The organism is Aminobacter sp. Piv2-1, from assembly GCF_037625995.1.
Lineage (GTDB): Bacteria > Pseudomonadota > Alphaproteobacteria > Rhizobiales > Rhizobiaceae > Aminobacter.
Map to the genome: position 1 here is coordinate 388,110 of NZ_JARKMU010000001.1, position 25,651 is coordinate 413,760.

The 25,651-nt window shown below is 65.5% G+C and carries 18 protein-coding genes; 13 read left to right on the forward strand and 5 right to left on the reverse strand.

Features of this window, described 5'->3' with window-relative positions:
• Positions 1 to 8 precede the first annotated feature (8 nt).
• Complete coding sequence (locus AmiPiv_RS01860) at positions 9 to 1,460, reverse strand: DUF2793 domain-containing protein (protein WP_340035545.1); 1,452 nt, start codon at positions 1,458 to 1,460, stop codon at positions 9 to 11.
• 291 nt (positions 1,461 to 1,751) lie between these two features.
• Between AmiPiv_RS01860 and cysD the strand changes: the two genes are divergently transcribed.
• The 3 genes from cysD to cysQ are packed head-to-tail and all read left to right on the forward strand — an operon-like array spanning position 1,752 to position 5,399.
• Positions 1,752 to 2,657, forward strand: a complete 906-nt coding sequence (cysD, locus tag AmiPiv_RS01865; protein ID WP_340035546.1) for a sulfate adenylyltransferase subunit CysD — start codon at positions 1,752 to 1,754, stop codon at positions 2,655 to 2,657.
• On the forward strand, positions 2,657 to 4,594 hold the full coding sequence (cysN, locus tag AmiPiv_RS01870; RefSeq protein WP_340035547.1) for a sulfate adenylyltransferase subunit CysN: 1,938 nt from the start codon (positions 2,657 to 2,659) through the stop codon (positions 4,592 to 4,594). The genes cysD and cysN overlap by 1 nt, the downstream gene beginning before the upstream one ends.
• Positions 4,545 to 5,399, forward strand: a complete 855-nt coding sequence (gene cysQ, locus AmiPiv_RS01875) for a 3'(2'),5'-bisphosphate nucleotidase CysQ (protein ID WP_340035548.1) — start codon at positions 4,545 to 4,547, stop codon at positions 5,397 to 5,399. Before cysN ends, cysQ begins: the two co-directional genes overlap by 50 nt.
• 13 nt (positions 5,400 to 5,412) lie before the next feature.
• Here cysQ and AmiPiv_RS01880 read toward each other — a convergent pair whose 3' ends face one another.
• The 4 genes from AmiPiv_RS01880 to AmiPiv_RS01895 all read right to left on the reverse strand — a co-directional run bounded on the left by AmiPiv_RS01880 (position 5,413) and on the right by AmiPiv_RS01895 (position 9,380).
• Positions 5,413 to 6,555 carry a DegT/DnrJ/EryC1/StrS family aminotransferase gene (locus AmiPiv_RS01880; protein WP_340035549.1) on the reverse strand — a complete coding sequence of 381 codons (1,143 nt, stop codon included), beginning with the start codon at positions 6,553 to 6,555 and terminating at the stop codon, positions 5,413 to 5,415.
• 232 nt (positions 6,556 to 6,787) lie between these two features.
• On the reverse strand, positions 6,788 to 7,711 hold the full coding sequence (locus tag AmiPiv_RS01885) for a carbohydrate kinase family protein (RefSeq protein ID WP_340035550.1): 924 nt from the start codon (positions 7,709 to 7,711) through the stop codon (positions 6,788 to 6,790).
• Positions 7,708 to 8,154, reverse strand: a complete 447-nt coding sequence (locus tag AmiPiv_RS01890) for an RbsD/FucU family protein (RefSeq protein WP_340035913.1) — start codon at positions 8,152 to 8,154, stop codon at positions 7,708 to 7,710. The genes AmiPiv_RS01885 and AmiPiv_RS01890 overlap by 4 nt, the downstream gene beginning before the upstream one ends.
• A 2-nt stretch (positions 8,155 to 8,156) precedes the next feature.
• Positions 8,157 to 9,380 carry an ROK family transcriptional regulator gene (locus AmiPiv_RS01895; protein ID WP_340035551.1) on the reverse strand — a complete coding sequence of 408 codons (1,224 nt, stop codon included), beginning with the start codon at positions 9,378 to 9,380 and terminating at the stop codon, positions 8,157 to 8,159.
• A gap of 208 nt (positions 9,381 to 9,588) precedes the next feature.
• Between AmiPiv_RS01895 and AmiPiv_RS01900 the strand changes: the two genes are divergently transcribed.
• From AmiPiv_RS01900 to bglA, 10 genes are all read left to right on the forward strand, one after another.
• On the forward strand, positions 9,589 to 10,620 hold the full coding sequence (locus AmiPiv_RS01900; RefSeq protein ID WP_340035552.1) for a sugar ABC transporter substrate-binding protein: 1,032 nt from the start codon (positions 9,589 to 9,591) through the stop codon (positions 10,618 to 10,620).
• Between the two features lie 106 nt (positions 10,621 to 10,726).
• Complete coding sequence (locus AmiPiv_RS01905; protein WP_340035553.1) at positions 10,727 to 11,809, forward strand: ABC transporter permease; 1,083 nt, start codon at positions 10,727 to 10,729, stop codon at positions 11,807 to 11,809.
• Positions 11,809 to 12,594 carry an ATP-binding cassette domain-containing protein gene (locus tag AmiPiv_RS01910; protein ID WP_340035554.1) on the forward strand — a complete coding sequence of 262 codons (786 nt, stop codon included), beginning with the start codon at positions 11,809 to 11,811 and terminating at the stop codon, positions 12,592 to 12,594. Before AmiPiv_RS01905 ends, AmiPiv_RS01910 begins: the two co-directional genes overlap by 1 nt.
• Before the next feature lie 155 nt (positions 12,595 to 12,749).
• Positions 12,750 to 15,218: a glycogen/starch/alpha-glucan phosphorylase gene (locus tag AmiPiv_RS01915; RefSeq protein WP_340035555.1), complete on the forward strand. Its 2,469-nt coding sequence runs from the start codon at positions 12,750 to 12,752 to the stop codon at positions 15,216 to 15,218.
• Positions 15,219 to 15,270: 52 nt separating this feature from the next.
• On the forward strand, positions 15,271 to 17,487 hold the full coding sequence (glgB, locus tag AmiPiv_RS01920) for a 1,4-alpha-glucan branching protein GlgB (protein WP_340035556.1): 2,217 nt from the start codon (positions 15,271 to 15,273) through the stop codon (positions 17,485 to 17,487).
• Between the two features lie 14 nt (positions 17,488 to 17,501).
• Complete coding sequence (gene glgC / locus AmiPiv_RS01925; RefSeq protein ID WP_340035557.1) at positions 17,502 to 18,764, forward strand: glucose-1-phosphate adenylyltransferase; 1,263 nt, start codon at positions 17,502 to 17,504, stop codon at positions 18,762 to 18,764.
• Positions 18,765 to 18,767: 3 nt separating this feature from the next.
• Complete coding sequence (gene glgA / locus AmiPiv_RS01930) at positions 18,768 to 20,213, forward strand: glycogen synthase GlgA (protein ID WP_340035558.1); 1,446 nt, start codon at positions 18,768 to 18,770, stop codon at positions 20,211 to 20,213.
• Positions 20,214 to 21,842, forward strand: coding sequence for an alpha-D-glucose phosphate-specific phosphoglucomutase (locus tag AmiPiv_RS01935; protein WP_340035559.1), 1,629 nt, complete (start codon positions 20,214 to 20,216; stop codon positions 21,840 to 21,842).
• A gap of 91 nt (positions 21,843 to 21,933) precedes the next feature.
• Positions 21,934 to 23,952 carry a glycogen debranching protein GlgX gene (gene glgX / locus AmiPiv_RS01940; RefSeq protein ID WP_340035560.1) on the forward strand — a complete coding sequence of 673 codons (2,019 nt, stop codon included), beginning with the start codon at positions 21,934 to 21,936 and terminating at the stop codon, positions 23,950 to 23,952.
• Between the two features lie 2 nt (positions 23,953 to 23,954).
• Positions 23,955 to 25,589, forward strand: a complete 1,635-nt coding sequence (bglA, locus tag AmiPiv_RS01945; protein ID WP_445206881.1) for a beta-galactosidase BglA — start codon at positions 23,955 to 23,957, stop codon at positions 25,587 to 25,589.
• The last annotated feature ends 62 nt before the right edge of the window (positions 25,590 to 25,651 follow it).

A 25,651-nucleotide genomic window follows, 5' to 3' on the forward strand; every position in this document is an offset into this window, starting at 1 on the left:
GCGATCCCTCAAACATACTGGCCTCCGGTCGCCGAACTGCCGGTGGCGTCGCCCGGCAGGTAGCTGGCTCCGCCCGAGCCGGTGTAGATGACGCCGTTCCGGTCGACGGCGTAGCGCGGGCCCGTGGCGGCTCCGGTGAAGACCATGCCGCCGCACGATATGTCGCCGCCGTTGCACGACGCGAAGGCGGTGGCGAAAGCGGGCGTCGTCGACAGCGCCACCGTTCGGAGGGCCGCGTCGATGATGCCGCCCGCGCGTGCCGACCAGTGGACGGGTGCGGCACCGGTGACGGCGTAATTGCCGACGGCGCGCACCGTGCCGTGGTTGCCGCTGGAGATATGTCCGTCGGCGCAGCCCCCGAAGCTCACATTGGCGAACTCCAGCGAGCCGCCGTCGGCATTGAGGCCGAATCCCGCGCCGGTGGTACGGACTTCGAGGTCCCGGACGAGGCAGCGCCCGCCGGCTGCGACGCTGATGGCGCTGGCACCGGCAGCGGCGACGACGACGTTGCCCGGGCTGCCGCTATTGCCTGCGATCACCAGCGCCGACGCGCCGGCCTGGCCGATCGCGGGCGGGACGCGGACGGCGGTGGAATAGGTGCCGTCGGCGATCCGGACCGTCACCGTGAAGCCGGCCATGTCGAGCCCCGCCACCGTGTCGAGCGCTTTCTGGATGGTGTTGAAGGCGCCCGCGGCGGAATTCGCAAGCCCGTTGTTGGCGTCCGCACCGTCAGTCCGGACAAAGTAGGTCCGGTCCGCCGTCAGAAGTTCGCGGACATGGCGCCTGACGACGACCTGGTTCTGGTCGGTCAGGGCAAGGCCCGCAGGCAGCAGCACGCGTCCATCCATGCGGCTCACCTTGAGCGCCTCGGTCCAGGCGCCGCCGTCGGGCGACACCTTGACGTGCCAGTCGTCGTCGCCGGCGAGGCCGAACTCGGCGCGGCCGGAATAGCCGGTCTGGAACAGCAGCGAGGCATTGTCCCCGGCGGCAGCCTTGTTGATCTTGACCTGATGGCCGGCGCCCTGGTTGTCGAACAGCACCGCCGGACTCCTGACCGCGAGCCGGTTGGTGTTGTCGGCGGTCGCATTGACGCCGACCAGCCCAACCGGATTGACGCCCAGCGCGGCCGTGTCGACCCAGTTGCCGCCGTCATGGGCGAGAATGCGCTGCTCGTCGGCGAGCCAGGCGAGCCAGCCTTTCACGGGCAGGTGGAAGCTCCAGGCGCCGTCCTGCCAGGCGGCGACCTGGCCCGTTTTGCCCGCCCAGGCGCCGGTGGCGGCTGCAGCGACGATATAGCGGTCGCCGTCGGCCGGCGTGGCCGGCGGCGTGCTCAGATGCCGGTCCAGGATGCCGAGTTGCACCAGCGCGTCGAGTGCCAGCAGCGCCTCGTTGTGGGTCACGTGTTTCTGCGCCTGCGATGGCATGATGAAGGGCATCTTCAGGTTTGTCGTCTGTTCCAAGGCCGTCTCCTTCGGTTGAAGCCGGCAATGATACGGCCGGCCCGAAGGGGGGTGGAAAAGTGCCAAATTCTCTCCACCTTCGCCGGTATCTTGGTACTGGAGAGACGACCTGCGGCGGGCGCACGTGAAATCGCATTCCGGCTCCGGTGGGCAAGGGGCAAAATCAGACCAGCGGTCCAGCGCTTTTTGGTCGTTGGCTGCTTGAGACGATGCTGAATTATGAGAAACTGCGCGCGAAAGGACGTGTTGGTCACAGGCGCGCGTCCACCGACACGCACCGAAGGCTCCTTAATGCTTGCCAGACTGACGCACCTGGATCGTCTCGAAGCCGAGGCAATCCACATCTTCCGCGAGGTCGCGGCCACATTCTCGAAGCCGGTGATGCTCTATTCCGTTGGGAAAGATTCCTCGGTCCTGCTGCATCTGGCGATGAAGGCCTTCTATCCCGCCAAGCCGCCGTTCCCGTTCCTCCACGTCGACACGACCTGGAAGTTCCGCGAGATGATCGCGTTTCGCGACCAGATGGCCAGCGAACTCGGCTTCGACCTTTTGGTACACGTCAATCCGGACGGGGTCCGCGACAACATCAACCCGTTCGACCACGGGTCGAATACCCACACCCATGTGATGAAGACGGTCGGGTTGCGCCAGGCGCTCGACAAATACGGCTTCGACGCGGCCTTCGGCGGGGCGCGCCGCGACGAGGAGAAGTCGCGCGCCAAGGAGCGCATCTTCTCCTTCCGCAACGCCCAGCATGCCTGGGACCCCAAGAACCAGCGGCCGGAGATGTGGAAGATCTACAACACGCGCGTTTCGGCCGGCGAGTCGATCCGCGTGTTCCCGCTGTCGAACTGGACCGAGCTCGACATCTGGCAGTACATCCTGCAGGAGAACATCCCGATCGTGCCGCTCTATTTCGCCAAGCACCGGCCGGTGGTCGAGCGAGACGGCATGCTGATCCTGCGCGACGACGACCGCATGAAGCTGCGCCCCGGCGAGGTGGTGGAGAACCGGCTGGTGCGCTTCCGCACCCTCGGCTGCTACCCGCTGACGGGCGCCATCGAATCCGACGCCGACAGTCTCGAGGCCATCGTCGGCGAGATGCTGACGGCCCGCACGTCCGAGCGGCAGGGGCGCCTCATCGACCGCGACGAAGCCGGTTCTATGGAAAAGAAGAAGCGCGAGGGGTACTTCTGATGCGCCAGGCCGTCGCTACCAAGATCGAGACCGTGGAAAGCGTCCGCGACTACCTCGCCGCCCAGGAGCAGAAGTCGCTGCTGCGCTTCCTGACCTGCGGCTCGGTCGACGATGGAAAGTCGACGCTGATCGGCCGCCTGCTTTCCGACACCAAGCAGATATTCGAGGATCAGCTTGCGGCGCTCGAGCGCGACTCCCGCAAGCATGGCACGACCGGCGAGGACGTCGACTTCGCGCTCCTGGTCGACGGGCTCGAGGCCGAGCGCGAGCAGGGCATCACCATCGACGTCGCCTATCGCTTCTTTGCCACGCCGAAGCGCAAGTTCATCGTCGCCGACACGCCGGGCCACGAGCAGTACACGCGCAACATGGCGACCGGCGCCTCGACCGCCGACCTCGCCATCGTTCTGGTCGATGCCCGCCAGGGCGTGCTGCGCCAGACGCGGCGGCACTCGATCATCGCCTCGCTGCTCGGCATCAAGAACATCGTGGTCGCGATCAACAAGATCGACCTCGTCGGTTTCGACCAGGCCGTGTTCGAGCGCATCTCCGCCGACTACCTGGCCTTCGCCGAAAGCCTCGGCTTCAACTCCATCGTGCCGATCCCGATGTCGGCGCGCTATGGCGACAATGTCACCCGTCGTTCCGACAAGATGGCCTGGTATGCCGGCCCGACGCTGATCGACCATCTCGAAACGGTGGTCGTGGAGGCGGAGGAGGCGGCCAAGCCCTTCCGCTTTCCCGTGCAGTACGTCAACCGGCCCAATCTCGATTTCCGGGGCTTTGCCGGAACCGTCGCCTCGGGCGCGATCTCGCAGGGCGACGAAGTGGTGGTGGCGAAGTCCGGCAAGGCCGCCAGGGTCAAGCGCATCGTCTCCCATGGCGGCGACCTGCAGACGGCCGTCGCGGGCCAGGCGATCACGCTCGTGCTCGACGACGAGGTCGAGGTGTCGCGCGGCAACGTGCTGGTGACGCCCGATGCGCGGCCGCATGTCGCCGACCAGTTCGCCGCCAACGTCGTCTGGTTCGACGAGCAGGCGCTGCTGCCCGGCCGGTCCTACATCCTGCGCACCGAGACGGACCAGACGAGCGCCACCGTCACCGATCTCAAGTACCGGATCAACGTCAACGACTTCGCCCACGAAGCGGCGAAGTCGCTGGAGATGAACGAGGTCGGGGTCTGCAACATTTCCAGCCAGTCGCCGGTGGCGTTCGACAGCTTCGCCGACAACCGCACGACGGGCGCATTCATCCTCATCGACCGCATCAGCAATGCGACGGTCGGCGCCGGCATGATCCTGCATCCGCTGCGCCGCGCCGAGAATATCCACTGGCAGTCGCTCGACGTGACGCGCAAGGCGCGCGCCGAGCTGAAGAACCAGCGCCCCGCCGTGCTGTGGTTCACTGGCCTTTCGGGATCGGGCAAGTCGACGGTTGCCAATCTGCTCGAAAAGAAGCTGCATGCGGCCGGCCGGCACACCTACATCCTCGACGGCGACAATGTCCGCCATGGCCTCAACCGCGACCTGGGCTTCACCGACGAGGACAGGGTCGAGAACATCCGCCGCGTGGCCGAAGTGGCCAAGCTGATGGCCGATGCGGGGCTCGTCGTGATCGTCTCCTTCATCTCGCCGTTCCGGGCCGAGCGGCGCATGGCGCGCGAACTGATGGGGCAGGGCGAGTTCGTCGAGGTCTTCGTCGACACGCCGTTCGAGGAATGCGCGCGGCGCGATCCGAAAGGGCTCTATGCACGCGCGCTCTCGGGTGCGATCAAGAATTTCACCGGCGTCGATTCACCCTATGAAACGCCGGAGAATCCTGAGATTCATCTGCAGACTCTCGGCAAGACGCCTGAGGAAATGGTCGAAACTGTCGAGAACTGGCTGAATGAGCGTGACATCGCAGAGCATCAATACGACGACGGCGGCGGCATCTGACGAGGCGATCCTCGACCTGTTCGAGCGCCTGGCACTGGAGGCCGGGCGGTCCGTCATGGAGGTTTTCCATTCCGACATCGCGGTGACGGACAAGCCCGATGCCTCGCCCGTCACCCAGGCCGATCGCGCCGCCGAACGCGTAATCCTCGAGGGCCTGCGCGCAGCGTTTCCCGACGTGCCGTGCGTTGCCGAGGAGGAGATCGCCGCAGGCGTGGTTCCGCCCGCGCTCGGCCGGGCCTTCTTCCTGGTCGATCCGCTCGACGGCACCAAGGAATTCGTCAGGCGCCACACCGATTTCACCGTCAACATCGCGCTGGTCAGGGACGGCGCGCCCGAGATCGGCGTGGTCTACGCGCCTTGCACCGGCAGGTTCTTTGCAGGCCGGCCGGGCAGGGCCGAGGCCTTCGAGGCGCGGGACGGCAAGGCGGTCTCGGTGCGCCGTCGCATCCATGTGCGCGAGGGGCGCGAGCCGCTGACCATCGTCGCCAGCCGTTCGCATCGCACGCCGGAGACCGAAGCCTTCATCAGGAAGGTTTCGGCCGCCGAGATCGTCTCGGTCGGCTCGTCGCTGAAATTCTGCCTGGTCGCCGCAGGGGAGGCCGACATCTATCCGCGCTTCGGCCGGACGATGGAGTGGGACACGGCTGCCGGAGATGCGGTGCTGCGCGCCGCCGGCGGCACCACGCATACTCTGGATGGCGCGGCGCTCGTCTACGGCAAGCGCAACCAGAAGGACGACGCGGATTTCGCCAATCCGCACTTCGTCTCGAGCGGCCGGATCGTCGACCCGGCCTTCATTTTCTGACTTTGCCCTGCGCTTACTCGGCCGCGATCTTGGCCGAGTTGGAACCGACATAGTTGCGGATCGTGGAGATGATCCGGTCCTGGTCGGCTTCGCCGAGATAGGGGTGCATCGGCAGGCACAGGATGGTGCCCGGCACGGCTTCCGAAACCGGCAGCCCGCCCGGAGTGCGCGGATAGTGGCTGTAGGCGACCTGCACGTGCAGCGGCTTCACGTAGTAGATCACCGACGGAATTCCCTGCTCCTGCAGGTGCTTCTTGAGCCCGTCGCGGTCGGCGGTCTCGATGGCGTACTGGGCCCAAGCCGAGCGGCCGCCCGAGGGCGCCCGCGAAGCCTTGACCACGTCGCCGAGGCCGTCGGCGTAACGCTGGGCGACGCGCGCGCGCGCCTCCATCTCGTCTTCGAGGATGGCGAGCTTCTCGATCAGGATCGCGGCCTGCAGCGTGTCGAGGCGCGAGTTCAGGCCGACATGGATGTTGTCGTACTGGGTCTCGCCCTTGCCGTGGAAGGCAAACGAGCGGAGCTTGGCGGCGAAGGCATCGTCGTTGGTGAACATTGCACCGCCGTCACCGTAGCAGCCGAGCGGCTTGGCCGGATAGAAGCTGGTGGCGCCGACATGGCCGTAGGCGCCGCACATCTTGCCGTCCTGCGAGCCGCCGATGGACTGGGCGGCGTCCTCGATGACCAGCAAGTTCTCGCGCTTGGCGATGGCGTCGATCGCCGCATAGTCGGCGGCGATGCCGAACAGGTCGACCGGAATGATCGCCTTGGGCTTCAGGCGGCCTTCGGCCTTGATCATGGCGATCGCGGCTTCGAGGCTTTCGATCGAGATGTTGTAGGTGTCGGGCTCGATGTCGACGAAGACCGGCTCGGCCTTGGCGAGCGCCACCACCTCGGCGGTCGCGGCGAAGGTGAAGCTCGGCACGAACACCGCGTCGCCTGGGCCGATACCGGACGCGAGCAGCGGCAGCAGCAGCGCGTCAGTGCCGTTGGCGCAGGCCACGACATGCTTGACGCCGACATACTTGGCCAGCTGGTTCTCGAATTCGGTGACTTCGGGCCCCAGGATGTAGCGGCCTTCGTCGACGACCTTGTCGATGGCCGCCTTCAGGCGGTCGCGGATTCTTTCGCGCTGCGCGCCGAGATCGATGAACTGCATATTGCCCCAAACCCTTTGATTTTGTTCGGCTGCTGATAGCAGAGTTACCGAAGTCGAAAAAGCAGAGCTGCCTGCGGCATCCCGTGCGCGGTTTGGGTTCTTGTTACTTTCGCTTGCGATGCCAGCGGCCTGAAAATGGCGGAAAAGCTGGGTTTTGAACTGGCCGGCTGCTGCGCCGGCTCGGCGATGCGAAACATAAAGTGATCGGCCAAAATGGCTTTTTGCGCCCGATTCAGGCCAGTTCGCGTCGCCAGGGCGGGTTTGCGCCCGCCCGCGAGACGGTGATCGCCGCGGCTTGCGCGCCAAGGGTGAGCGCCTCACGGATGGCGGTTTCGGAAAGCTCCGAAATCGCGTGCTTGGAGAGTGCCTTCTGCTCATGCAGCGAGGCGAGCACCCCGGCATTGAAGGTGTCGCCAGCGCCCACGGTGTCGACGACCGTCACCTTTTCCGGCGTCACGGATACCTTGTGGCTGGCGCTGTAGGCGGTCGCTCCCTTGCTGCCGGCGGTGACGATGACGAGCCTGGGCCCCTTGCCAAGCCAGCGCGCGGCTACATCCTCCTGGCTGCCGGCTTCGCCGAACCAGCCGAGGTCTTCGTCCGACAGCTTGACGATATCGGCCATGGCGATCATCCGCTCCATGCGCGCGAGATGATGCTTCTTGTCTTGGATGAAGCCGGGTCGGATGTTGGGGTCGAGCATCGTGACGCGCTTGCCGTGCTCGCGCCGCATCAGCGCTTCGTAGGCCGCGCCGCAGGGTTCGGGGATCAGGCTGATGGCGCCGAACAGCATGGCGTCGATGTCGTCGCCGAGAACTGGCAGGTCGGCGTCGGTGAGCATCCGGCCGGCGGTGTTCTCGTCGTAGAAGGTGTAGCTCGCGTGGCCGTCCGTGAGGCGTACGAAGGCGAGTGTCGTCGGACGGCCAGAGAGGTTGGCATAGCGCGATCCGACATTGCTTGCGGCCAGCACGTCGCGGATCTGCTGACCGAACAGGTCGGAGGAGAGGCCGGAAAAGAACTCGGTCGGCACGCCGAGCCTGCCGAGCGCGATGGCCGAGTTGAAGATCGCGCCGCCGGCATAGGGCGCGAAGGACGGTTCGCCCTCGGTGCTCTGCCGCGGCAGCATGTCGATCAGCGCTTCGCCGCAGCACAGGATCATGGCTTGTCCGTCCCTTTTGGATAGATGACACCCTTGCGGATGATGACGTTGGCGTAGAGCCTCGGCTCGCTGGTGGCAATGATGGTGTGGGCCGCTTTCACGCGATCATAGAAGACCCCGCCGGGCAGCGGCACGACGGCGAATCCTGGGGCTCGCCGGGCGCACACGGCCTCGATCTCGCCGTGGACAGGAGCGGACAGGGCCGGATCGCCCCTGACCGACGACCGGAAAATCGCCTGTGGCACGAAATCGTCCACGGGCAGAACCTGCAGCACCGCGTCGAGCATCGGGACCAGGTCGAGTCCGTCGGCGCGGACCACGCGGCGGCCATGCTCCTGGGCAGGATAGTTGCCGTCGACGATGGCGATCTCGTCGCCGTGGCCCATGGAGCGCAGGGTGAACAGCAGCTCCGGTCCGAGGGCTGGGGGAATGCCGATCAACACGTTCATGGACCTCGCGAAAGTGCGGTGGCGCCGATGAGGAAGCGCTCCGACAGGGGCAGGCTCGCCCCGCCCAAGGCGCGTGCATGGATGCCAACGGTTCCCTCGCGCACGGAGGGCAGGCGCAACCCCTCGACGTCGATCTTGCCGATCGAAGCCTGCACGGCCTCGACGAGCCGGGCGCGGATCGCCCCGGGCATCCAGCCGTCGATGACGGCGCTCTCGAAGTCGATGACGGAGGCGGAGGCGACGATGGCGTAGGCGAGCGCGTCGCCCGCCTTGGAAAGCCAGTCGTCGAGATCCTGACCGAGGTCGCCCCATTCCTCCGGCGACGTCCACAGATGGGCGGCATCCATACCGCGTGCGTTGAGGGCACTCTCCAGCATGGCGATCGAGGCGACGTCTATGAGCTGCGTCGGCTTGCCTGTCGGGCCAGGTACCGGCATCGAGCCAAGCGCGCCGGCATTGCCGGTCGACCCGCTGTAGAGCCGGCCGTTGAGCACCACGCCGCCGCCGGCGAAGGCGCCGATGTAGAAATAGACGAAGTCGCGCAAGGTGCCGATGTCGCCGAACACCAGCTCGGCGCCGCAGGCAGATGTGGCGTCGTTCTGCAGGTAGACGGGGAAGGGGAACAACGCCTGCAGGTCCGAGCGCATGTCGCGGTTGCGCCACTCTTCCATCACCTCGCGGGGCGCGCCTGCGGTGTCGACCCAGTTCCACAGTTCGAACGGCATGGCGACGCCGAGGCCGGCGATCCGCTTGTCCTGGTCGCGCGTCAGGCTGGCGCGCATCTGCGCGATGCCTGATTTCACGAAGTCGACCGTGTCGCGCGGGGCAGGGTAGCGGTAGGAGTTCTGCAGCATGGCGCGCGTGTTGCCGAGGAAGTCGATGAGCACGAGCTCAGCGCTGCGGCGGCCGATCTTGAGGCCGATGAAGAAGGCGCCCTCTGGGTTCAGTGCCATGGGGATGGACGGCTGGCCGATCTTGCCGCGGACAGGTTCCTGCCTGAGCAGCAGGCCCTCGTCCTCGAGCTCGCGCATGATCACGGAAACCGTCTGGGCCGACAGACCGGTCATGCGCGCTATGTCGGACTTGGCGAGCGCGCCGCTCTGCCGCACCAGCGACAGCACCAGCCGCTCGTTGTGGTCGCGCATGCCGCTCTGGTTGGTTCCCCGCAGGCGCTGGCTTTCAGCTTCCGGCGAACCGTGTCTCACGCTCCCGGCCTCCACCGGACTCCTCCCGTCTTTTTCATTCTTCGTTTGATCCAGAATGCGGCTGGCCTGCAATCCTGTCAATAATAAATAAGAGTGATTTATTTATTGACTCGTCGGCGCGTTTGGTGTTTCGTCGTTGCCGGACGCTCGACTGGGAAGAGTGAACGAGCGTCTCAGGCCACCGACCGATGGGGCCATTGTTTGGATCTGGGAGGAGTACCCGATGAAATTTTCCGTTCTGAAGACGACCGTGTTCGGCGCCGCGGTTGCCGGCCTTGCCGCACTTTCCGCCCCCGCTTCGGCAGACGAGGTGGGCGCGTGCCTTATCACCAAGACCGACACCAACCCGTTCTTCGTCAAGATGAAGGAAGGTGCGACGGCCAAGGCCAAGGAGCTCGGCGTCAACCTCAAGAGCTATGCCGGCAAGATCGACGGCGACAGTGAGAGCCAGGTGGCGGCCATCGAGTCCTGCATCGCCGACGGCGCCAAGGGCATCCTAATCACGGCCTCCGACACCAAGGGCATCGTGCCCGCGGTCAAGAAGGCCCGCGACGCCGGCATCCTGGTGATCGCGCTCGACACCCCGCTCGAGCCGGCTGACTCCGCCGATGCGACCTTCGCCACCGACAATCTTCTGGCCGGCAAGCTGATCGGCCAGTGGGCGGCTGCCACGCTCGGCGACAAGGCCAAGGACGCCAAGGTCGCCTTCCTCGACCTGACGCCGTCGCAGCCGACGGTCGACGTGCTGCGCGACCAGGGCTTCATGATGGGCTTCGGCATCGACGTGAAGGACGCCAACAAGATCGGCGACGAGGACGATGCGCGCATCGTCGGTCACGACGTCACCAACGGCAACGAAGAGGGTGGCCGCAAGGCAATGGAGAACCTTCTCCAGAAGGACCCGGGCATCAACGTCGTCCACACCATCAACGAGCCCGCCGCCGCCGGCGCCTACGAAGCACTGAAGGCTGTCGGCATGGAGAAGAACGTGCTTATCGTCTCCGTCGACGGCGGCTGCCCGGGCGTCAAGAACGTCGAAGCTGGCGTCATCGGCGCCACTTCCCAGCAATATCCGCTGCTGATGGCATCGCTCGGCATCGAGGCGATCAAGAAGTTCGCCGACAGCGGCGAGAAGCCCAAGCCGACCGAGGGCAAGGACTTCTTCGACACCGGCGTTTCGCTGGTGACCGACAAGCCCGCCCAGGGCGTTGAATCGATCGACGTCAAGACGGGCCTGTCCAAGTGCTGGGGTTGATCTGATCGCCTGACGGCGTGACACTCTTGCAGAAGGAGGGCGGCCAGTCCCTGGTCGCCCTTCCGGCAAGAGGGATGGAAAGTCCCTCATTGGGAGGAATTTCGATATGTCTGACGCTTCGGCAGATGCCAGGCGGCCGCAGGAGTTCGAGAAGGTTCTCTCGGGCAGCGACACGTCGGTGGCGAGCTTCGATACCCATACCCGATCGCCGATCGAGAAGATCCAGCATTTCCTGCACAAGAACCCGGCGGCGGTGCCGCTGATCGTTCTCGTGGCTTCGCTTGCAGCCTTCGGCGTCATCATCGGCGGCAAGTTCTTTTCGGCCTTTTCGATGACCCTGATCCTCCAGCAGGTTGCCGTCACCGGCATCATCGGCGCTGCTCAGACGTTGGTCATCCTGACCGCCGGCATCGACCTGTCGGTGGGTGCGATCATGGTGCTGTCGTCCGTGGTGATGGGGCAATTCACCTTCCGCTACGGCCTGCCTCCGTCGCTCGCCATCCTTTGCGGTTTCGCGGTCGGGGCATTCTGCGGCTGGATCAACGGCGCGCTGGTCGCCTACATGAAGCTGCCGCCGTTCATCGTCACCCTCGGCATGTGGCAGATCGTGCTGGCCTCGAACTTCCTCTATTCGGCCAACGAGACCATCCGCTCGCAGGATATCGAGGCGCAGGCGCCGATCCTGCAGTTCTTCGGCAACAATTTCAGGATGGGCAACGCCGTCTTCACCTATGGCGTCGTCGCCATGGTGCTGCTGGTCGCGGTGCTATGGTATGTGCTCAACCACACCGCCTGGGGCCGGCATGTCTATGCCATCGGCGACGATCCCGACGCGGCCGAGCTTTCGGGCGTGCGCGTCAACAGGATGCTGATCTCGGTCTACGTGCTTTCCGGTCTCATCTGCGCGCTCGGCGGCTGGCTGCTGATCGGCCGCATCGGCTCGGTTTCGCCGACTGCCGGCCAGTTCGCCAACATCGAATCCATCACCGCGGTGGTGATCGGCGGTATCTCGCTCTTCGGCGGGCGCGGCTCGATCCTGGGCATGCTCTTCGGCGCCCTCATCGTCGGCGTCTTCCAACTGGGCCTGCGCCTGATCGGCACCGACCCGCAGTGGACCTATCTCTTGATCGGCCTGCTCATCATCATCGCCGTCGCCATCGACCAGTGGATCAGAAAGGTTGCAGGCTGATGTCTACCGAACCTCTGCTCACCGCCCGCGGCCTCGTGAAGCGCTACGGCCGCGTCACCGCCCTCGATCACGCCGACTTCGACCTCTATCCGGGCGAGATCCTTGCCGTGATCGGCGACAACGGTGCCGGCAAGTCGTCGCTCATCAAGGCGATCTCCGGCGCCGTCTCGCCCGACGAGGGGGAAATCCTCCTCGACGGCAAGCCGGTGCATTTCAAGTCGCCGATGGAGGCGCGCGACGCCGGCATCGAGACCGTCTACCAGAACCTCGCTTTGTCGCCGGCGCTTTCGATCGCCGACAACATGTTCCTCGGCCGTGAGATCAGGAAGCCGGGCGTGCTCGGCAAGTGGTTCCGCATGCTCGACCGCACGGCGATGGAAAAGCGGGCCCGCGAAAAGCTCACCGAACTCGGCCTGATGACCATCCAGAACATCGGCCAGGCGGTCGAGACGCTTTCGGGCGGCCAGCGCCAGGGCGTGGCGGTGGCGCGTGCTGCGGCCTTCGGCTCCAAGGTGGTCATCATGGACGAGCCGACCGCGGCGCTGGGCGTCAAGGAAAGCCGGCGCGTCCTGGAACTCATCCTCGACGTCAAGCGGCGCGGCCTGCCGATCGTGCTCATCTCGCACAACATGCCGCATGTGTTCGAGGTAGCGGACCGCATCCACATCCACCGGCTCGGCCGTCGCCTCACCGTGATCGACCCGAAGGAATACACGATGTCCGACGCGGTGGCCTTCATGACCGGAGCGAAGAAGCCGCCAGAGGCGGCGCTGGCGGCCGCCTGATCCTCCATGAATCTCCGCGTCGACTCATATTGACGCGGGGATTTAAATCGATTGGAATTGCTTTCGGATCGTCTAACATGTGAGTGGGAGGACAGGTGTCGGCTGGGGAGGAACGTGACAAGGTTGCCGATTTGGCCAGCTATGCGAGAGGCAAGATGACCCGCGCAGAGACCCCGAAAATCTCCCAGCCGTCGCTGGGCAACACCAGCCCCGAGGCGCTCGCCGCCGAAATCCTCCAGGCGCTGAAGTACCGGCTCGGCAAGGACGCCACGGTTGCCACCGACTACGACTGGCTCACTGCCTCGATCAAGGTCGTGCGCGACCGCATCGTCGACGAATGGATCTCGTCGACCAAGGAATCCTACGAGAAGAGCGCCAAGCGGGTTTATTACCTGTCGCTCGAGTTCCTGATCGGCCGGCTGATGCGGGACGCCTTCTCCAATCTCGGGCTGATGGAAGCGATGCGCGACGCGCTGGCCTCGCTCGGCGTCGAATTCGACGTCATCGCCAAGCTGGAACCCGACGCCGCGCTCGGCAATGGCGGCCTTGGCCGGCTCGCCGCATGCTTCATGGAGAGCATGGCGACCGTCGACATCCCCGCCCACGGCTACGGCATCCGCTATGCCAACGGCATGTTCCGGCAGGAGATCCACGACGGCTGGCAGGTCGAACTGCCCGAGACCTGGCTGGAGCATGGCAACCCCTGGGAGTTCGAACGCCGCGAGCGCGCCTTCGACGTGGGCTTCGGCGGCTCGGTGGAATCCGTCACCAACAAGGACGGCCGCCTCGAACGCCATGTCTGGAAGCCGACCGAGCACATGATCGCGGTTGCCTACGACACCCCCGTGGTCGGCTGGCGGGGATCGCGGGTCAATACGCTGCGCCTCTGGTCGGCGATCCCGATCGACCCGATCCTGCTCGACGCCTTCAACGCCGGCGACCATATCGGCGCGCTGCGCGAGAGCAACAAGGCGGATGCGCTCTCTCGTGTGCTCTATCCGGCGGATGCGACGCCAGCGGGGCAGGAACTCCGGCTCCGCCAGGAATATTTCTTCTCGACCGCCTCGCTGCAGGACATCCTCCAGCGCCATCTCAGCCAGTATGGCGACCTGCTGTCGCTGCCCGAGAAGGCTGCGATCCATCTCAACGACACCCATCCTGCCGTCGCCGTGCCGGAACTGATGCGGCTCCTGATGGACGTCCACGGGCTCGACTTCGATACGGCCTGGGGGCTGACCAAGCGCACCTTCGCCTACACCAATCACACGCTGCTGCCCGAAGCTCTGGAAAGCTGGCCGGTGCCGCTGTTCGAGCGGCTTTTGCCGCGCCACATGCAGATCGTCTACGCGATCAATGCCGAGATCCTTCTGGAAGCGCGGGCGAGCGGCCGCTTCGACGACGGCCAGATCAGCCGCATCTCCCTGATCCAGGAAGACGGCGGGCGGCGCGTGCGCATGGGCAACCTCGCCTTCGTCGGCTCGCACAGCATCAACGGCGTGTCGGCGCTGCACACCGACCTGATGAAGGAAACGGTGTTCGCCGACCTGCACCGGCTCTATCCGGACCGCATCAACAACAAGACCAACGGCATCACGCCGCGCCGCTGGCTGATCCAGTGCAATCCCGGCCTGACGGGCCTTGCGCGCGAGGCGATCGGCGACCGATTCCTCGACGACATCGAGGCGATCCGGGAACTCGATCCGCTCGCAGGCGACGCCGCCTTCCGCGAGAAGTTCGCCGCCGTGAAGCGGGCCAACAAGGAGCGGCTGTCGAACCTGGTGGCCGAGCGGCTGGGCATCAGGGTCGACCCGTCGGCGCTGTTCGACATCCAGATCAAGCGCATCCACGAATACAAGCGCCAGCTGCTCAACATCATCGAGGCGGTGGCGCTTTACGACCAGATCCGCTCGCATCCCGAGCGCGACTGGATGCCGAGGGTGAAGTTCTTCGGCGGCAAGGCGGCGCCCAGCTACCACAACGCCAAGCTGATCATCAAACTGGCCAATGACGTCGCCAGGGTCGTCAACCGCGACCCGTCCGTGCGCGGCCTGCTGAAGGTCGTTTTCGTGCCGAACTACAATGTCAGCGCCGCCGAGATCCTGATGCCCGCGGCCGACCTGTCCGAGCAGATCTCGACGGCCGGCATGGAGGCGTCGGGCACCGGCAACATGAAGTTCGCCCTCAACGGCGCGCTGACCATCGGCACGCTCGACGGCGCCAATGTCGAGATCAAGGAACGCGTCGGCGACGACAACATCTTCATCTTCGGCCTGACCGCCGAGGAGGTGGCCGAGCGCCGCAAAAACGGCTATCGGCCGGAAGCGGTGATCGATGGCTCGCCCGAACTCAAGCAGGCCGTAGCGGCGATTGCGTCGGGCGTGTTCTCGCCCGATGATCCGAACCGCTATCGCGACCTGATGGACGGGCTCCACCAGCACGACTGGTTCATGGTCGCGGCCGATTTCGATTCGTACGCAGCCGCGCAAAGGCAGGTCGACGCGGTCTGGCGCGACAGTCCCGACTGGTACGCCCGCGCTATCCGCAACGTCGCGCGCGTCGGCTGGTTCTCCTCCGATCGCACCATCCGGCAATACGCGAAAGAAATCTGGAACGTGCCGGCTTGATGTGATTGCATGAACTAACCTCGCGACGATCCTTGGGAGGGGATGCCTCAACATGAAGAAGCCGCGCGCGGCCGCCGAGACCAAGCCGGAGTTCGCAAGAGCTGCGGAGGGCGATATCGAGGCGATCGTCAACGGCACCCATGGCGATCCGTTCGCGGTTCTCGGGCCTCAGGAGACGGACAAGGGCTTCGTCGCGCGCTGCTTCATCCCGCACGCCGAAACGGTGACTGCGCACACCCTTCAGGGCAAGGCCTGTGGGGAACTCGAACGCAAGGGCGATGCGGGCTTCTTCGAAGGCAAGCTTTCGATCCGCAAGCGCCAGCCGCTCCGGTATAGTGCCCGCAATGCAGGCGGCGAATGGTGGGTCACCGACGCTTACAGCTTCGGTCCCGTGCTCGGGCCGATGGACGACTATTTCATCTCCGAGGGCTCGCACCGCAGGCTGTTCGACAAGCTCGGCGCACACCTGATCTCGCATGAAGGCGCAAACGGTACCCACTTCGCCGTCTGGGCGCCGAATGCGCACCGCGTCTCCGTGGTCGGCGACTTCAACGATTGGGACGGCCGTCGCCACCCGATGCGCAACCGGCAGGACACCGGTATCTGGGAAATCTTCGTTCCCGACATCGGTCCCGGCAGGCCCTACAAGTTCGAGATCATCGGTTCGCGCGGCGTGCGCCTGCCGCTCAAGGCCGACCCGTTCGCCTTCCGCTCCGAGCTGAGGCCAGCGACCGCCTCGGTGACGGCAGGACCTTCGGATCACCAGTGGGGCGACGACAAGCACCGCGCTTACTGGAGGAGCGCCGACCAGCGTCGCGAGCCGATCAGCATCTACGAGGTGCATGCCGGCTCGTGGCAGCGCCGTGACGACGGCACCTTCCTGTCGTGGGACGAACTGGCCGACCGGCTGATCCCCTATGCCGTCGACACCGGCTTCACCCACATCGAGTTCCTGCCGATCTCCGAGCATCCCTACGATCCGTCATGGGGCTACCAGACGACAGGTCTCTATGCACCCAGCGCGCGCTTCGGCGACCCCGACGGCTTTGCACGTTTCATCGACGGCGCTCACCGCGCCGGCATCGGCGTCATCCTCGACTGGGTGCCGGCGCATTTCCCTACCGACGAGCATGGACTGGCGCATTTCGACGGCACCGCGCTTTACGAACATGCCGACCCGCGCCAGGGCTTCCATCCCGACTGGAACACGGCGATCTACAATTTCGGCCGGCGCGAGGTGGTGTCCTTCCTCGTCAACAACGCGCTCTACTGGGCCGAGAAGTACCATGTCGACGGCCTGCGCGTGGATGCGGTGGCCTCGATGCTCTACCTCGACTACTCGCGCAAGGAAGGCGAGTGGATTCCCAACGAGTTCGGCGGCCGCGAGAACCTCGAGGCGGTGCACTTCCTGCAGAAGATGAATGCCGCCATCTATGGCGCCCATCCCGGCGTGATGACGATCGCCGAGGAATCGACATCGTGGCCGAAGGTGTCGCAGCCGGTGCATGAGGGCGGGCTGGGTTTCGGCTTCAAGTGGAACATGGGCTTCATGCACGACACGCTGGAGTACCTGTCGAAGGAGCCGATCCACCGCAGGCACCACCACAACGAGATCACCTTCGGGCTTCTATATGCCTTCAGCGAGAACTTCGTGCTGCCGCTGTCCCATGACGAGGTGGTGCACGGCAAGGGCACGCTGCTCAGCAAGATGGCCGGCGACGACTGGCAGAAATTCGCGACGCTCCGCGCCTACTACGCCTTCATGTGGGCCTATCCGGGCAAGAAGCTGCTGTTCATGGGGCAGGAGTTCGCCCAGCGGGCCGAATGGAACGAGGCCAAGGCGCTCGACTGGAACCTGCTCGACTTCGCCCCGCATCGTGGGGTCAGGCAGCTCGTCAGCGACCTCAACCAACTCTACCGCTCGCGGCCGGCGCTGCATGCGCGCGACTGCGAACCGGAAGGCTTCGAGTGGCTGATCGTCGACGACGCCAGGAACTCGGTCTTTGCCTGGCTGCGCAAGGCGCCGGGGGCAGCACCGATCGCCGTGATCTCGAATTTCACCCCGGTGCCGCGCGACAATTATCGTGTGCCGCTGCCCCAGGCGGGCACGTGGCGGGAAGTCTTCAACTCGGACGCGCTCGACTATGGCGGGTCCGGCAAGGGCAACGGCGGCATGGTCACCGCGCGGCAGGCGGACGGAGGAGGGGCGGCAGTGACGCTGCTTCTGCCGCCGCTGGCGACGGTCATGCTTGAGCTTGTGGCGGACTGAGCAGGGAGGATGCCATGGAACTGAAGAGAAACCAGCCACTGGCCCGTGATGCCATGGCCTATGTGCTGGCCGGTGGCCGTGGCAGCCGGCTCAAGGAACTGACCGACCGGCGCGCCAAGCCGGCGGTCTATTTCGGCGGCAAGACGCGCATCATCGATTTCGCCCTGTCCAATGCGCTGAACTCGGGCATCCGCCGCCTTGGCGTCGCCACCCAGTACAAGGCGCATTCGCTGATCCGCCACCTGCAGCGGGGTTGGAACTTCCTGCGGCCGGAGCGAAACGAGAGCTTCGACATCCTGCCCGCCAGCCAGCGCGTGTCGGAGACGCAGTGGTACGAGGGTACAGCGGATGCGGTGTACCAGAACATCGACATCATCGAGGCCTACGGGCCCGAATACATGGTCATCCTCGCCGGCGACCACATCTACAAGATGGACTACGAACTGATGCTGCGCCAGCACGTCGACGCCGGCGCCGACGTCACCGTCGGCTGCCTGGAAGTGCCGCGCATGGAAGCGACCGGCTTCGGCGTCATGCATGTCGACAAGAAGGACAACATCATCTCCTTCATCGAGAAGCCTGCCGATCCGCCCGGCATCCCCGACAATCCCGATTTCGCGCTCGCCTCGATGGGCATCTATGTCTTCAAGACCAAGTTACTGATGGAGCAGCTGCGCCGCGACGCCGCTGAGCCGGATTCGAGCCGCGATTTCGGCAAGGACATCATCCCCTACATCGTCCAGCACGGTAAGGCGGTGGCGCACCGCTTCACCAAGTCCTGCGTGCGCTCGACGGCCGAGGCCGAACCCTACTGGCGCGACGTGGGCACGGTCGACGCATACTGGGAAGCGAACATCGACCTGACCGACGTGACGCCCGAACTCGACCTCTACGACCGCGACTGGCCGATCTGGACCTATTCCGAACTGACTCCGCCGGCCAAGTTCGTCCATGACGAGGACGGCCGGCGCGGCCAGGCGATCTCGTCGCTCGTCTCCGGCGACTGCATCGTCTCGGGCGCTTCGCTGAAGCGCAGCCTGATCTTCACCGGCGCGCGCATCAATTCCTATGCTACGCTAGAGGACGTGGTGATGCTGCCGGCCTGCCACGTCGGCCGCAACGCCCAGCTCAAAAGAGTTGTCATCGATCATGGCGTACACATCCCCGAGGGGCTGGTCGTTGGCGAGGATCCCGAACTGGACGCCAAGCGCTTCCGCGTCTCGGAAAAGGGCATCTGCCTGATCACCCAGGACATGATCAACAGGCTGGAGCTGTAGCCGGTGCAGGTTCTTTCGGTCACGCCCGAGATATTTCCGCTGATCAAGACGGGCGGGCTGGCCGACGTCACGGGCGCGCTGCCGCCCGCCTTGGCCGGGCTGGGCGTCGAGATGCGCAGCCTCGTGCCGGGCTATCCGGGGGTGATGGCGGCGCTCAAAAAGAAGAAGGCGGTGCATCAGTACACGGCGTTGCAGGGCGGCAAGGCGACGGTCCATGCAGCGCAGGTGGCCGGGCTCGACCTATTGGTGCTGGACGCGCCGCATCTCTTCGACCGGCCGGGCGGGCCTTATGGCGACGCCGCCGGCGCCGACTGGCAGGACAACTGGAAGCGCTTTGCAGCCCTCGGTCGCGTCGGCGCAGACATCGCCGCCGGCGTCGTTGCCGCCTACAAGCCCGACATCGTGCACGCCCATGACTGGCAGTCGGCGATGACGCTGGCCTACATGCGCTATGGCGAGGCGGCGAACGTGCCGTCGGTGATGACGGTGCACAACCTCGCCTTCCAGGGCCAGTTCGGCGCCAGCATCTTCTCGGGCCTCGGCCTGCCGCCGCAGGCGATGGCGCTCGACGGCGTCGAATATTACGGCGGCGTCGGGTTTCTGAAGGCCGGGTTGCAGGCAGCCTGGGCGATCACGACGGTCAGCCCGACCTATGCGCAGGAAATCCGCTCGCCCGCCTTCGGCATGGGGCTGGACGGGCTCATCAACCTGCGCTCGGCCGACCTGTCAGGCATCGTCAACGGCATCGACGACGACATCTGGAACCCCGAGACCGACACGCACCTGGCCGCCACCTATTCGGCCAAGAGCCTGAAGGGGCGCAAGGCCAACAAGCGCGCGATCGAAGAGCGCATGCACCTCGACCGCGAGGATGGGCCGATCTATTGCGTGGTCAGCCGCCTGACCTGGCAGAAGGGCATCGACATCCTTGCGGCGATCATCGACCCGATCGTTGCCTCCGGAGCCCGGATCGCGATCCTGGGCTCCGGCGACGCCGGCCTCGAAGGCGCGCTGCTGGCCGCTGCCGCCCGCCATCGTGGGCGCGTCGGCGTCGTCATCGGCTATGACGAGGCGCTGTCGCACCTGCTGCAGGGCGGCGCCGACGGCATCCTGATCCCGTCGCGTTTCGAGCCCTGCGGCCTGACCCAGCTCTACGGCCTGCGCTATGGCTGCGTGCCGCTGGTAGCGCGGACCGGCGGGCTGGCCGACACCGTCATCGACGCCAACGAGGCAGCGGTGGCGGCAGGCGTTGCGACCGGGTTCCAGTTCACTCCGGAGAATGCCGGTGCCTTCCACCACGCGATCCTCAGGGCCAATGCGCTCCATGCCGACCCGAGCGCCTGGGCTGCAATCCAGAAACAGGGGATGAAGTCGGAAGTGTCGTGGGACCGCAGTGCCCGGAAATACGCCGCACTTTATGGCAAGCTTCTCTCAAAAAGGGATGCCTGAATGATTCGTACTGTCTCCACCACGCCCTACAACGACCAGAAGCCCGGCACGTCCGGCCTGCGCAAGAAGGTGCCCGCCTTCCAGCAGCCGAATTATGTCGAGAACTTCGTGCAGTCGGTGTTCGACGCGCTCGAGGGTTTTGCCGGCAAGACGCTTGTCGTTGGCGGCGACGGCCGCTTCTACAATCGCGAGGTGATCCAGAAGGTGATCGCCATGGCGGTCGCCAGCGGCTACGGCCGCGTGGTCGTCGGCCAGGGCGGCATCCTGTCGACGCCCGCCGCTTCCAACCTCATCCGCAAGCGCAAGGCTTTCGGCGGCATCATCCTGTCGGCAAGTCACAATCCCGGCGGCCCGCGCGAGGATTTCGGCATCAAGTACAATGCCGAAAACGGCGGTCCGGCACCCGAGAAGCTGACCGACGCAATCTTTGCCCGCAGCAAGGCGATCACAAGCTACAAGATCGCCGACATCGGACCGGTCGATCTCGACAAGCTCGGCACCTTCGAGGTTGGCGGCATGAAGGTCGAGGTCGTCGACCCCGTCGCCGATTATGCCGAGCTGATGGAAAGCCTGTTCGACTTCGATGCGCTGCGTGCGCTGTTCAAGTCGGGCTTCCGCATGGCCTTCGACGCCATGCATGCGGTCACCGGGCCCTATGCCAAGGAGATCCTCGAACGCCGCCTGGGTGCTGCCGAGGGAACGGCGCGCAACTTCGTGCCGCTCGAGGATTTCGGCGGCCACCATCCCGACCCGAACCTGGTGCACGCCAAGGACCTCTACGACGAGATGATGGGGCCGAATGCGCCGGACTTCGGCGCGGCCTCGGATGGCGACGGCGACCGCAACCTGATCATCGGCCGCGGCATCTTCATCACGCCTTCGGATTCGCTGGCGATGCTTGCCGCCAACGCCCACCTGGCGCCGGGCTACAAGGCTGGCCTCAAGGGCATCGCGCGCTCGATGCCAACGAGTGGCGCGGCCGACCGGGTGGCCGAGAAGCTCGGCATCGGCATGTATGAGACGCCGACCGGCTGGAAGTTCTTCGGCAACCTGCTCGATGCCGGCATGGCGACGATCTGCGGCGAGGAAAGTGCGGGCACCGGCTCCGACCACGTGCGCGAGAAGGACGGGCTGTGGGCCGTGCTGCTCTGGCTCAACATCCTGGCCGCGCGCGGCGAGAGCGCCAAGGACATCGCCGCCAAGCACTGGGCGACCTACGGCCGCAACTATTATTCGCGCCACGACTACGAGGAGGTCGAGACCGACCGCGCCAACGCCCTGGTGGATGGTTTGCGCGCCAGGCTGGCCTCGCTGCCGGGCACCAGCGTGCAGGGCATGGAGATCGCCAGCGCCGACGACTTCGCCTACAACGATCCGGTCGACGGTTCGGTGAGCAAGAACCAGGGCATCCGCATCCTGTTCGAGGGCGGCTCGCGTGTGGTCTTCCGCCTCTCGGGCACTGGCACCTCGGGCGCGACATTGCGCGTCTACATCGAGCGTTTCGAGCCCGATCCGGCGCGCCATGGCCTCGACACGCAGGCGGCACTCGCCGACCTGATCCAGGCAGCCGAGGACATTGCCGGCATCCGCGGCCACACCGGCCGCGACAAGCCGAGCGTGATTACGTGATACGGCTGATGACGGCCGATCTCCCCCCTTGTGGGGGAGATGCATCTCCCCCACAAGGGGGGAGATCGGCTAACCGCACGCGTCCTGCCCGATGACAACATCTCGCGCCGCTTCGATTTTGGGCGCGACCGTAGCCGATGGCGGCATCCGCTTCGCCGCCTGGTCGGGCGCGGCGGAACGGATGTGGGTGTCGCTCTTCGACGCCGACGGCAGGGCCGAGACCGATCGGCTGGAGCTTGAAGGCGAAGGCGATGGCGTCTTCGCCTTGACAGTTCCGGGATTGGGGGAAGGGACCCGTTACGGCTTCCGCGCCGATGGTGCCTACGCGCCCGATGAGGGCCTATGGTTCGATCCAGACAAGATGCTGGTCGATCCCTATGCGGTCCGTATAGACCGGCCCTACCGCTACGACGGCAGGCTGGCGGCGCGGCGCGGCGAGGGGACGGATACAGCCGCGCTGATGCCGAAGGCGGTGCTGCAGACGCTGCAGCGAGTTGAACGGACCGCACCGGTCTTTCGGCCCGGCGGTCTGATCTACGAAGTGCCGGTTCGCGCTTTCACGATGGCCCATCCGGGGGTGCCGAAACGTCTCCGCGGCACGATCCGTGCGCTTGCGGAGCCGATCGTGATCGAGCACCTCGTCAAGCTCGGGGTATCGGCGGTCGAACTGATGCCGGTCACCGCGACGATGGACGAACGGCACCTGCCGGCCCTCGGGCTGAGCAATGCCTGGGGCTACAACCCCGTGAGCTTCATGGCGCTCGATCCGCGGCTTGCGCCCAATGGCATTGATGACCTCCGCGAGGCGGTGGCGGCACTTCGCGACGCTGGCATCGGCGTTCTCCTCGATTTGGTGTTCAACCATACCGCCGAGAGCGACGAGATCGGCCCGACGCTGTCGCTGCGCGGGCTCGACAACCGGGCCTACTATCGCTCAACGGCGGATGATCCCGGCACCTATGTCAACGACACCGGCACCGGCAATACGATCGCCTGCGACCATCCCGTCGCTCGGGAACTGATCCTCGACAGCCTCCGGCATTTTGTCCTCCATGCCGGCGTTGACGGCTTCCGCTTCGACCTTGCGACCGTCCTGGGCCGGGTCGGCGGCGAGTTCAGAGCGGACGCCCCATTGTTGCAGGCAATGTGCGACGACCCGGTCATCGGCGACCGCGTGCTGATCGCCGAGCCGTGGGACATCGGCCACAACGGCTACAGGCTGGGCGGCTTCCCGCAGAATTTTCTCGAATGGAACGACCGCTATCGCGACGACGTCCGCTGCTTCTGGCGCGGCGACCGCGGCATGGTCGGCGCATTGGCGACGCGGCTCGCCGGCTCGTCGGACGTCTTCGGTGGCAGCGCGCGCACGCGGACGGTCAATTTCGTCGCCGCCCATGACGGCATGACGCTGGCCGACATCGTGCGCTACGAACGCAAGCACAACGAGGCCAACGGCGAGCACAACCACGACGGCCACAACGAGAATTTCTCCTGGAACAACGGCGTCGAGGGTGAGAGCCGCGATCCAGAGATAGCGGCCGAGCGGGAGGCTGACATGCGCGCGTTGCTGGCGACCCTATTTGCCTCGCGCGGCACGATCATGCTGACCGCCGGCGACGAGTTCGGCCGCACGCAACATGGCAACAACAACGCCTACGCCCAGGACAACGAACTGACTTGGCTGGACTGGGCCGAGCGCGACACCGGCCTGGAGGACTACGTCGCATCGCTCTCCACGCTGCGGCGCGACTTCCCGGCCCTTGGCGAGCTTGGCTTTCTGAGCGGCGCGGCGCCTGACGGCGGGACGGTCGCGGATGTCGAGTGGCTCACCGAGGCGGGCCGACCGATGAGCGCCGCCAACTGGCGCGAGCCAGACCGGCATCGCCTCGCCATGCTGCTGGGAGGCGGCATGCCTCAAGGGGGGCGGCTGGCGGTGCTGGTCAATGGCGCCCGCCGCAGCGCCTCCTTCGTCCTGCCCCAGCGCGAAGGCTTCGATTGGCGGAAAGCGGCAGGCGGCCCCGGGGCTGCGGGAGGCAAGCTTGCCGTGCCCGCCCGCAGCGTCGGCTTCGCGCGCGAGTTGCCGGTTGGCGCGGAAGCGAAAGGACAATGACGATGCAGGCGACAAGCAAGGGCGATGATTGGTGGCGCGGCTGCGTCATCTACCAGGTCTATCCGCGCTCCTTTCAGGACTCGACCGGCGACGGCAGCGGCGACCTAGCCGGCATCACGCGCCGCCTGCCGCACATAGCGGCGCTCGGCGCGGATGCGCTCTGGCTGTCGCCTTTCTTCAAGTCGCCGATGGCCGACATGGGCTACGACGTCTCGGACTATTGCGACGTCGACCCGATGTTCGGCACGCTCGCCGATTTCGATGCGCTGGTCGCCGAGGCGCATCGGCTCGGCCTGAAGATCGTCATCGACCAGGTGCTGTCGCACTCGTCCGACAAGCATCCCTGGTTCGTGGAGAGCCGCGCCAGCCGCGACAATGAAAAGGCCGACTGGTACGTCTGGGCAGACCCGAAGCCGGACGGCAACGCGCCCAACAACTGGATGTCGATCTTCGGCGGTCCCGCCTGGGAGTGGGATTCGACGCGCAGGCAGTATTATCTGCACAACTTCCTCGCCTCGCAGCCCGATCTCAATTTTCACAATCCGGAAGTCCAGGAGGCGCTGCTGGAAACGGTCCGCTTCTGGCTCGACAGGGGCGTCGACGGCTTCCGCCTCGACACGGTGAATTTCTACGTTCACGACAAGTGGCTGCGGGACAATCCGCCGCTGGAGAAGAGCGTCTCGGGCGAGATCGACGAGAAGAATCCCTACGAATACCAGGATCACCTGTTCGACAAGACTCGCCCCGAGAACATCGAATTCCTCAAGCGTTTCCGTGCCTTGCTGGACGAATTCGATGGCCGCACCTCGGTCGGCGAGGTGGGCGACGGCGAGCGCTCGCTGCAGACGGTCGCCAACTACACGTCGGGCGGCGACAAGCTGCACATGTGTTACACCTTCGACCTCTTGGGGCCGAAGTTCTCGGCCGGACATGTGCGCAAATGCGTCGCCGACTTCGAGGCCGCGGTAGCCGACGGCTGGGTGTGCTGGGCCTTCTCCAACCATGACGTGATCCGCCACGTGACCCGCTGGACCCGGCCCGGAGGCGACCCCGGAGCAGTGGCCAGGTTCTCGATAGCGCTGCTCGCCTGCCTGCGCGGATCGATCTGCATCTACCAGGGCGAGGAGCTTGGCTTCGGCGAGGCGGAACTCGCTTTCGAGGATCTGCGCGACCCCTACGGAATCCGTTTCTGGCCGGGCTACAAGGGCCGCGACGGTTGCCGCACGCCGATGGTCTGGGACGCCCAGGCGGAACAGGGTGGCTTTACCGATGGCAAGCCGTGGCTGCCGATCCCTGCCGAACATCGGGCTCTAGCAGCCGATCGGCAGCAGCGCGATCGGGCATCGATTCTGTCGCACTATGGCGCCGTGCTGGCGGCGCGCCGCCAGCATCCCGAGCTTATCCACGGCTCGATTTCGCTGCTTGAGGCCAACGACGACGTGCTGGCCTTTGTGCGCACCGCTGGTGGCCAAAGACTGATCTGCGCCTTCAACTTCTCCGATCGAGAGGTGCTGGTGCCCCTGATCGGCAAGGATTCCAGCCTCGGTAAAGTCGACTTCCCGGGCTCGGGCGGGGAACAGCGGGGGGACGGGCTTGTCATCCCGCCGCTCGGTTATCTTATCGGACGCTTGTTTTGAAGGCGCTCAGGTTGACTTTAGGTGAGCACGAGTCGTGTTGAAATAAGAAATTGTCGTAGATA

Coding starts and splice junctions, on each gene's coding strand:
- cysD (WP_340035546.1), top strand. CDS start 1,752: ATGCTTGCCAGACTGACGCACCTGGATCGTCTCGAAGCCGAGGCAATC.
- cysN (WP_340035547.1), top strand. CDS start 2,657: ATGCGCCAGGCCGTCGCTACCAAGATCGAGACCGTGGAAAGCGTCCGC.
- cysQ (WP_340035548.1), top strand. CDS start 4,545: ATGAGCGTGACATCGCAGAGCATCAATACGACGACGGCGGCGGCATCT.
- AmiPiv_RS01880 (WP_340035549.1), bottom strand. CDS start 6,555: ATGCAGTTCATCGATCTCGGCGCGCAGCGCGAAAGAATCCGCGACCGC.
- AmiPiv_RS01885 (WP_340035550.1), bottom strand. CDS start 7,711: ATGATCCTGTGCTGCGGCGAAGCGCTGATCGACATGCTGCCGCGGCAG.
- AmiPiv_RS01900 (WP_340035552.1), top strand. CDS start 9,589: ATGAAATTTTCCGTTCTGAAGACGACCGTGTTCGGCGCCGCGGTTGCC.
- AmiPiv_RS01905 (WP_340035553.1), top strand. CDS start 10,727: ATGTCTGACGCTTCGGCAGATGCCAGGCGGCCGCAGGAGTTCGAGAAG.
- AmiPiv_RS01910 (WP_340035554.1), top strand. CDS start 11,809: ATGTCTACCGAACCTCTGCTCACCGCCCGCGGCCTCGTGAAGCGCTAC.
- AmiPiv_RS01915 (WP_340035555.1), top strand. CDS start 12,750: ATGACCCGCGCAGAGACCCCGAAAATCTCCCAGCCGTCGCTGGGCAAC.
- glgB (WP_340035556.1), top strand. CDS start 15,271: ATGAAGAAGCCGCGCGCGGCCGCCGAGACCAAGCCGGAGTTCGCAAGA.
- glgC (WP_340035557.1), top strand. CDS start 17,502: ATGGAACTGAAGAGAAACCAGCCACTGGCCCGTGATGCCATGGCCTAT.
- AmiPiv_RS01935 (WP_340035559.1), top strand. CDS start 20,214: ATGATTCGTACTGTCTCCACCACGCCCTACAACGACCAGAAGCCCGGC.
- glgX (WP_340035560.1), top strand. CDS start 21,934: ATGACAACATCTCGCGCCGCTTCGATTTTGGGCGCGACCGTAGCCGAT.
- bglA (WP_445206881.1), top strand. CDS start 23,955: ATGCAGGCGACAAGCAAGGGCGATGATTGGTGGCGCGGCTGCGTCATC.